We start from the raw sequence: 7,153 nt of genomic DNA, 5'->3' as shown, positions 1-7,153 counted from the left end.
AACGACCAACCCTGGACTTTGTTCTGAAGCCGTTGAATGAAGTATTGGAAACTATCCAAACGGAAGCCAAATACCGGACAACCATCCACTCTGATCAAGGCTGGCATTACCAACACAACAAGTGGGTGAAAACCTTAAAGAAACATCGCATCTTCCAAAGTATGTCCAGGAAAGCGAACTGCGCAGATAATGCGGCCATGGAGAATTTTTTCGGGATTCTGAAACAGGAAATGTATTATGGAGAAGAACTGGTTTCTTATGAAGAGCTTAAAGGAAAACTAGAAGCATACATGGACTACTACAATCATGAACGCATAAAAGCAAAATTGGCTGGTTTAAGTCCCATCCAATACCGGACTCAAACCAGCCAATCAGCTTCATAATAAAAACTCTAACTTTTAGGGGTCACTACCCAATCGGCCCGCTCTTTTCATTTATTCAGTGGTTTCTAAAATAAATATAGCTGTGACATGTTTATCAGCATTCATTGTTAAAGATATTATACGATTATTGCTTTGTGAGTTCACCCTTCCAATCTATAATTTTCCAGCCTTTTGAAGGTATTGCCTCTATTGTTATGGTTTCATTTGCATTTGCAATAGTTTTTGAGGAAATGATGTTACCTTCCCCTTTACGGATGTTGAAAGAGTGTAGGTTTTAGGTTTAGTTTTTTACGGTGGAAATCAGGAAATCCAACCTTTATTACGTTCTGCAGTCAGTTGTACTTCTGCTCCTTCTTTAATTGAGAACCTGATAGATTCTGATGGTGACATTTCCCTTCCCATTCACCCCTACAGAAGATTAGTTCTGGGTCTGGCGTAGGGGCCGGTGTTGGTTCAAGCTCCGAAACTAGTGGTGTATCTTCATCAGGAACTGCTGATTCTGTATCTTCTTTATTCGTTTCGAAAACAGCACGAACAAATTTTATAGTACTCATTTTGAATATAATGTCCACGGTAGGTATCAGTTGTGCTCCTTCCTATCTTATAAATTTCCAATCGTCTTTTGCTATTGCCCGAAGGGAAATTTCCTCGCCATCTTTATAAATAGAGGCTAAGGAGTCTCTAATAATACTCTCTAATAATACTCTCTAATAATATTGCCTTCCCATGAGAGAGATAATGATAAAATGTTTTATAGGTTCAAAGTATGGAATAATGTTCATCTCATCTTCTAGTGTTTAGGTTTAATGGGTTGGTGTTTCCCTTAATACCTCTATCCAATAAACTCCCATCCTTTATAAGGAAAAGCTTGAATGGTGATTGCTTCTCCATGTTCAAAACTATCTATCGTTGGAAAAATGCTTATCGACCCTTTTCCGATTGTATTCGTTTTTAAGAAATTCTTTTTCTCATCCACTTTTTTCTCCGATTGTGATAGGGAGCTATTCTTTGTTATCCAAGTATAGAAACGTCATGCTATCCGAACCATTTTCTTAACATTCAATTGCAAGGACACGGTCCTCTTTTTCCGCCACGGAAAGCAATTTGTGAGAAGAGGACCAAACTGGTTTAATCTCATTTCTTTGATAGGCTAACCACGATACGTCAATAGTCGTTCAACCTGTTTGTTAAGCAGAAAACACATTAATGGAAATAGAAAGGACAGAATCTTCGATGAAGCAAGCAGTTGAGGTATTAAAGGGAAAGGTCTTCACATTAGAGACATCATCAGCAATGGAGATAGCAGCCATTTTCATTTGCTGATGGAGATGTTGTGATAACCTTTGTTACCCTACAGGGTTACCCATCACGAGTTTGACTATAGTGAGAATTTTGGATTAAACAGGCTATGTGGGTGCCCTGCTGTGGATTTGTGCCAAAACACACAAACTTGAACATACATTCATTAGATTCAACAACTACTCCATGTTCAAGGGGCGACAATGACTCATATCGAATATTTTATTATATCCTGCGGATGGATAAAAGGTAATACTATTATAATTTTGAAATTTAATGGGGAAAACTCTTACATTAACCTAACAATATGGTAGAATTACAAAGAAAATAACCTAAGGTTGGTGAAATTTAATGAAGGAAACTATTTTTAGAAGTTCAGTTTCAGTGGCTATTATTAGCATAGTCTTACTTATCGGTTGTCAAACAGGCGGGAATAGTAACCAAGCAGGATCTGAAGGACGAACCATAGACGTTGGGGGAAAATATCCATGGGAAACAGAGCAACCCTCTACATTAATAGAGCAGGTGAATGATGGAGAAACAATATTTTTACTCTCGGATGGTGAAGCTTTAATTAATGAGATTCAAGAGTTGGCTAAAAGTGATGAGGAAAAAAAGAAGAAATTTTCTGCATCATGGGCGAAATATTTGGAAGGATATATTCTACAAATGGAAGATACCGAGCTTGAAAAAGAAGAATATTTTAATTCATTAAAAGAACTACATAATGATTTAGAATCTATGAATTATGAGGATATTGCTGCTGAAATCGACCGACTAGATAGTCTGAAGTAAATGTATTTTAACTAAATATTGTTTCCTTATTTGTAAGAGGTATATATATCCCTTCTGCTATCTAGTAAGTTAAATTAGTAAAAAAACGTGGAATAGAATTTAAACAGGTAAAGTTAAACTCCGATGTCTTTTTGTATAAGGGGTTTAACTTTTGTGCCTGCAGCACCAATGATTAACCACAATTTGGATTTGAAAATGTTAAAAGGTTGTTTATGAAAGAATAATAAGAACTCCTTTTAAAATGTTAAGTAAAGGGCCTTTCACAATTGTTTGTCATGGAGGCGTTCGAAGTCGCCATGAAATCCTGCTATGCAGAAACAGCTAATAAGTTGGATTCTTTCAGTTACTCATCCTCCCCTCCTCAGAAAAATTGGAATTTTCAAGTATTTGCTTTCCTCTGCTCGTCAATCATCTCATTCGTGTGCTTATATAACTTTTATCAGCAGCTTCTGTTATAGCCATTGATTTATTTCATACTATCTAACAATTCATTAAAATCATCAGTCCATATAATCAAGTCTTCTATTAGAGCAGACCTAAAATTATTCTCTAGAACTAATTGGCAAATAATCAATCATTAATTCGTGCTAGTAAACATTTAGAAGAAGTGCTATCAATATAAAGAAGGGAATAGATTATTAAAAAAACATTTTTAATTGCTCCTGTATTAAACATATCAGGCCTGGGGATGTTTTTTTTGCTTCCTATATATGTAAATGATACATAATTGCTCATCATGGAAAGTATAGTATATTCAAAAATTTTTCAAAAAGAAAAAACTTCCCATTTCATAGACACCTGACCCACACTTCCTTCGATTATAGAATGGAGGAAGTGTTTTTCTTATGCACAAATCCTCCATTTTTCCATAAGAATAGGAGAATCCTAATGAACTATATTAAAGCTATTAACGCTTTCTACGATCACCAGGAATTCAACCCTTTGACATCTGCGGCCATCAACCTTTGGTACAGCCTCATGCATGTGAATAACAAGTCCCGTTGGAAAAAAGAGTTCACTGCTTTGATGAACGTCCTCTGTATTAAATCCAACTTGAGCGAAAGCAGCATCCGTAAAGCACGCAAGGAACTCGTGGAGAAAGGATATGTCTCATTCACTTCGAGATCTGGCAACCAGGCTCCCGTCTATTGGATACTCCCTTTATATGAAAAAATGGACAACGAGAACGACAATGGAGAGGAGAACAGTGGCGGCAAGTCGAACGGCAACGATACTGGCAACTCGAACACATTAATTAAACAAAACGAAACGAAAGAAAAAGAAGAAGTAGTAGTAGAAAGGCAAGAGGAGAACCCACATCATTTTTACGAAAACAACATCGGGACGTTGTGGCCGTTCATCAGAGAAAAAATCACCCAGTGTTGTGAAGAGATGTCGGATGAACTCGTGATCGCATCGATAAAGCTTGCAGTCGAGAGAAATAAGCCTTTCTTCGGCTATTGTAAAGGTTTCTTGAAACAGTGGCAGCAAGCGGGAGTCCGCACCCTGAAAGCGGTGGAACGAGTCAGGACGGAGCACAAGAAAAAGAACAAGAAGACCGGTTTGGGAAGAAGCATGGGGCCGGTTCTTGCGATTCCTAGGCATATAAATGATACAGGATAGTTCCTCATGTGAATGTAGGATAATTAAAATTAAGGTCTTAAAAAAGAAACAAGTTCACTCCGCACAATAGCAAGGACACGAGACTGTCTATTTTTGCTTCATGATACACAGGGAATGTTTATTTTCTTAGTAAAACACTTCCTTTTCATGTGGACGGACGTGACTGAAATAAAGATGCACTAGAACCACCCCTGCGCTTAAATGTTTTTCATCCCATACGGTAGTATATTAATGCAAATAAAACGATCGAGAAAATCACCCAAATTATAACAGCCATCCTTTTATATTTTTCAGGTATTTTCTCTACCATATGGAGAATGAAAGGGAAAACAATAGCCACTATGATAGCCATAGAACTCCAATGGAGGATGATTGGAAAGAGTAACACCATTGCTATAATTCCTAAAAAAATATATAACCCTACTTTAATAAAGAACCTCCCTATATCAAGCTTCCTGACCATTTTTTCTATCAAAAATGAAAAAGGAAAAGCTAACAAAAACAGCCCTAAAAAAACTACATAATAAATTCCATATAAATTAATCCAAAACATGTTCGGGTCTTTTGTAAAATATATTGCAAAGATTATAGCGGTAAGGTTACCACAAATCAATGTTGCTAGTAATTTACTCATTATTTCCCCCTCCTTTAAAACTAAAATGTAATATTATCATAGATTTAGCAACCCCTGTATCCCACTTGTTCATTTTGTACTTAGCAAAGACCCAAAAACCTTTTTAGTTTCATGATACGCAGGTAGATCACTTCCATTTCAGGTGGAGGGAGGTGACTGAAAAGAGGAAGTACTAGAGCTTTCACCAGCGCTTTCATGTAGCAGTCAAATAATAGAATACTAGAGTATGATGGGGCAAGGAACCTCCCTATCATACTCTTTTTTTATTGTCTTGAATGTACTATCCCATATAAAAAATTCAGAAAAGTTGTGGAAATCTGAATAGTTTTGTTATAGAATAATTGTATATTCAGATTGTATACAATCTATGAAAACAATTGGTGGTAGAAAATATGAACAAACAAAAGAACGAAGAAATAGCCTATGGAAAAATCAAACGCGCTATCATGTTAAAACGGTTAGTAGCTGGCCAGCGTGTAACAGAAGAATGGGTAGGTAAGGAGCTGAACATGAGTCGGACGCCGATTCGAGCTGCTTTTAATCGCCTTGAAAATGAGGGACTGATTGAACTGATTCCACATCGTGGGGCTTTTGTCTGTGATCCATCTGACAAGGAGCTTGAAGATGTGTTTAACCTTCGGGTTGTGCTCGAAAGTTATGCAGTAGAATTAGCAATCCATCAAATGACGAAGGAAAACTTTGAAGAGTTGGACCAGCTTCTAGAAGAAGAGGAAAAGGCTTACGAGGATAAGGATTATGAAGAGTTTTTACGGATTAATGGACAAATCCACGCTTACCCAGCTAAAGTAGCTGAAAATAAATTCTTGCTTCAGGAAATAGAAAAGTTGAATCAGTGGTCCGACTGTTACCTCATTTTAAGAGATAACTTCTACACTACGCCGTTAAATCAAGTCCTGTCTATTCCAGAACACAAGGAAGTGATAGATGCCTTGAAAAAACGGGATGCTGAGGCTGCGAAAAAAGCTATTGAAGCTCACATGCTTTCCACACTTAACGACCTTTCTGAACGGACGTCGATTTTTAATTAAGGGAGGATTTTAAATGACGAAACATGCATCAATAAAAACAAAATTACCAGGACCGAGAGCGGGAGAGCTTTTAAAGCGGCGTCACCGAATAGTGCCGGATGCCGTCAGTTGTGGGCTCCCAACCTTTGCTGAAAAAGCAGAAGGAGCCAAAATTACAGATGTGGATGGCAACACGTTCATTGATTTTGCGGGGGCGATCGGCACAATCAATGTCGGCCATTGCCATCCGACAGTAAAACAGGCGCTGCATGACCAAGTGGATCAATACATTCATACAGGATTCAACGTTATGATGTACGAGCCATATGTAGAGCTTGCGGAAAAACTCGCCGATCTTGCTCCTGGAGATTATGACAAGAAGGTTTTACTGCAGAATAGCGGTGCTGAAGCGGTTGAAAACGCAGTAAAAATAGCTAGAAAGTACACGGGCAGGAAATCGATTGTCACTTTTGAAAACGCTTTCCACGGGCGAACATTGATGACAATGTCAATGACGAGCAAAGTGAAGCCTTATAAATTCGGTTTTGGACCTTTTGCTCCGGAGGTTTATAAAGCACCTTTCCCTTACCCTTACCGCAAACCTGAAGGGATGAGCGATGAGGAGTACTGTGATTATTCGATTGAAGAGTTCGAAAAATTCTTCCTGACAGAAGTCGCTCCAGAGATGGTTGCAGCGGTAGTGATAGAACCTGTCCAGGGAGAGGGAGGATTTATCGTTCCTGATCCTAAATTCTTACAAGCAGTAAAAACGTTGTGCGAGGAACATGGCATCCTTTTTGTCGCAGATGAAATCCAGACGGGTTTTGGCCGGACAGGGAAATACTTCGCAATTGACCATTATGATGTTGTTCCAGACTTGATCACTGTTTCTAAATCTCTTGGAGCAGGGACACCAATCAGTGGAGTGATTGGCAGAAGTGAGGTGATGGATGCTTCGGGTCCTGGTGAACTAGGAGGTACATATAGTGGGAACCCACTTGGCTGCCGAGCAGCGATAGCCGCAATTGATGTGATTGAAAACGAGAGATTGAATGAGCGTGCCGGTAAAATCGGTGAAATTATAAAAGAAAGGTTCGGTCGATTGTCTGCTGATCTGGATTGTATTGGGGAAGTCCGTGGTCTTGGAGCCATGATCGCCATAGAGATTGTCGAGGATAAAGAAATAAAAACACCGGACAAAGCGTTGACACAAAAGATAATCGCAGAAGCCCAGCGAAATGGTCTATTAGTTTTGGGCGCAGGCTTGTACGGAAATGTCATCCGCTTCTTGATGCCTCTTGTCATTACGGATGAAGAACTGGAAGAGGGACTGGATCTTTTGGAAAATGCAATGAAGAACTGTTACGCACCCCAATTCGTGTAAAGGAGGT

9 protein-coding genes are annotated in these 7,153 nt (G+C 38.7%); 5 read left to right on the top strand and 4 right to left on the bottom strand.

What is annotated here, in order from left to right; genetic code table 11:
* Window positions 1–383: IS3 family transposase (locus BMZ58_RS05880; RefSeq protein WP_139207290.1), on the top strand; the 383-nt coding region annotated here is incomplete at its 5' end.
* Between the two features lie 332 nt (window positions 384–715).
* Here BMZ58_RS05880 and BMZ58_RS05875 read toward each other — a convergent pair.
* The 3 genes from BMZ58_RS05875 to BMZ58_RS21585 form a co-directional block, all read right to left on the bottom strand.
* Window positions 716–937 carry a hypothetical protein gene (locus tag BMZ58_RS05875; RefSeq protein WP_075035610.1) on the bottom strand — a complete coding sequence of 74 codons (222 nt, stop codon included), beginning with the start codon at window positions 935–937 and terminating at the stop codon, window positions 716–718.
* Between the two features lie 278 nt (window positions 938–1,215).
* On the bottom strand, window positions 1,216–1,359 hold the full coding sequence (locus tag BMZ58_RS21005) for a hypothetical protein (RefSeq protein WP_167360030.1): 144 nt from the start codon (window positions 1,357–1,359) through the stop codon (window positions 1,216–1,218).
* Window positions 1,360–1,570: 211 nt separating this feature from the next.
* Entirely contained in the window at window positions 1,571–1,699 is a 129-nt protein-coding gene (locus BMZ58_RS21585) for a hypothetical protein (protein WP_279626119.1), read from the bottom strand.
* Window positions 1,700–2,033: 334 nt separating this feature from the next.
* Between BMZ58_RS21585 and BMZ58_RS05870 the strand changes: the two genes are divergently transcribed.
* Window positions 2,034–2,477, top strand: a complete 444-nt coding sequence (locus BMZ58_RS05870) for a hypothetical protein (protein WP_075035609.1) — start codon at window positions 2,034–2,036, stop codon at window positions 2,475–2,477.
* An 888-nt stretch (window positions 2,478–3,365) separates the two neighbouring features.
* Window positions 3,366–4,100, top strand: a complete 735-nt coding sequence (locus tag BMZ58_RS05865; protein WP_075035608.1) for a DnaD domain protein — start codon at window positions 3,366–3,368, stop codon at window positions 4,098–4,100.
* A gap of 208 nt (window positions 4,101–4,308) precedes the next feature.
* Here BMZ58_RS05865 and BMZ58_RS05860 read toward each other — a convergent pair whose 3' ends face one another.
* Window positions 4,309–4,734 (bottom strand): hypothetical protein, encoded by a 426-nt coding sequence (locus BMZ58_RS05860; RefSeq protein WP_075035607.1) that lies wholly within the window; start codon window positions 4,732–4,734, stop codon window positions 4,309–4,311.
* Window positions 4,735–5,126: 392 nt separating this feature from the next.
* On the opposite strand from BMZ58_RS05860, the gene BMZ58_RS05855 reads away from it, so the two are divergent.
* Window positions 5,127–5,783, top strand: a complete 657-nt coding sequence (locus tag BMZ58_RS05855; protein WP_075035606.1) for a GntR family transcriptional regulator — start codon at window positions 5,127–5,129, stop codon at window positions 5,781–5,783.
* A 13-nt stretch (window positions 5,784–5,796) separates the two neighbouring features.
* Window positions 5,797–7,146: a 4-aminobutyrate--2-oxoglutarate transaminase gene (gene gabT, locus BMZ58_RS05850; protein WP_075035605.1), complete on the top strand. Its 1,350-nt coding sequence runs from the start codon at window positions 5,797–5,799 to the stop codon at window positions 7,144–7,146.
* The last annotated feature ends 7 nt before the right edge of the window (window positions 7,147–7,153 follow it).

Source organism: Halobacillus dabanensis, from assembly GCF_900114165.1.
GTDB lineage: Bacteria > Bacillota > Bacilli > Bacillales > Halobacillaceae > Halobacillus > Halobacillus dabanensis.
This window is presented reverse-complemented; position numbering and strand designations above follow the sequence as displayed.

Excerpts from the sequence above, each read along its gene's own strand:
- BMZ58_RS05875 (WP_075035610.1), bottom strand. The coding sequence starts at position 937 with ATGAGTACTATAAAATTTGTTCGTGCTGTTTTCGAAACGAATAAAGAA.
- BMZ58_RS05870 (WP_075035609.1), top strand. The coding sequence starts at position 2,034 with ATGAAGGAAACTATTTTTAGAAGTTCAGTTTCAGTGGCTATTATTAGC.
- BMZ58_RS05860 (WP_075035607.1), bottom strand. The coding sequence starts at position 4,734 with ATGAGTAAATTACTAGCAACATTGATTTGTGGTAACCTTACCGCTATA.
- BMZ58_RS05865 (WP_075035608.1), top strand. The coding sequence starts at position 3,366 with ATGAACTATATTAAAGCTATTAACGCTTTCTACGATCACCAGGAATTC.
- gabT (WP_075035605.1), top strand. The coding sequence starts at position 5,797 with ATGACGAAACATGCATCAATAAAAACAAAATTACCAGGACCGAGAGCG.
- BMZ58_RS21585 (WP_279626119.1), bottom strand. The coding sequence starts at position 1,699 with ATGAAAATGGCTGCTATCTCCATTGCTGATGATGTCTCTAATGTGAAG.
- BMZ58_RS05855 (WP_075035606.1), top strand. The coding sequence starts at position 5,127 with ATGAACAAACAAAAGAACGAAGAAATAGCCTATGGAAAAATCAAACGC.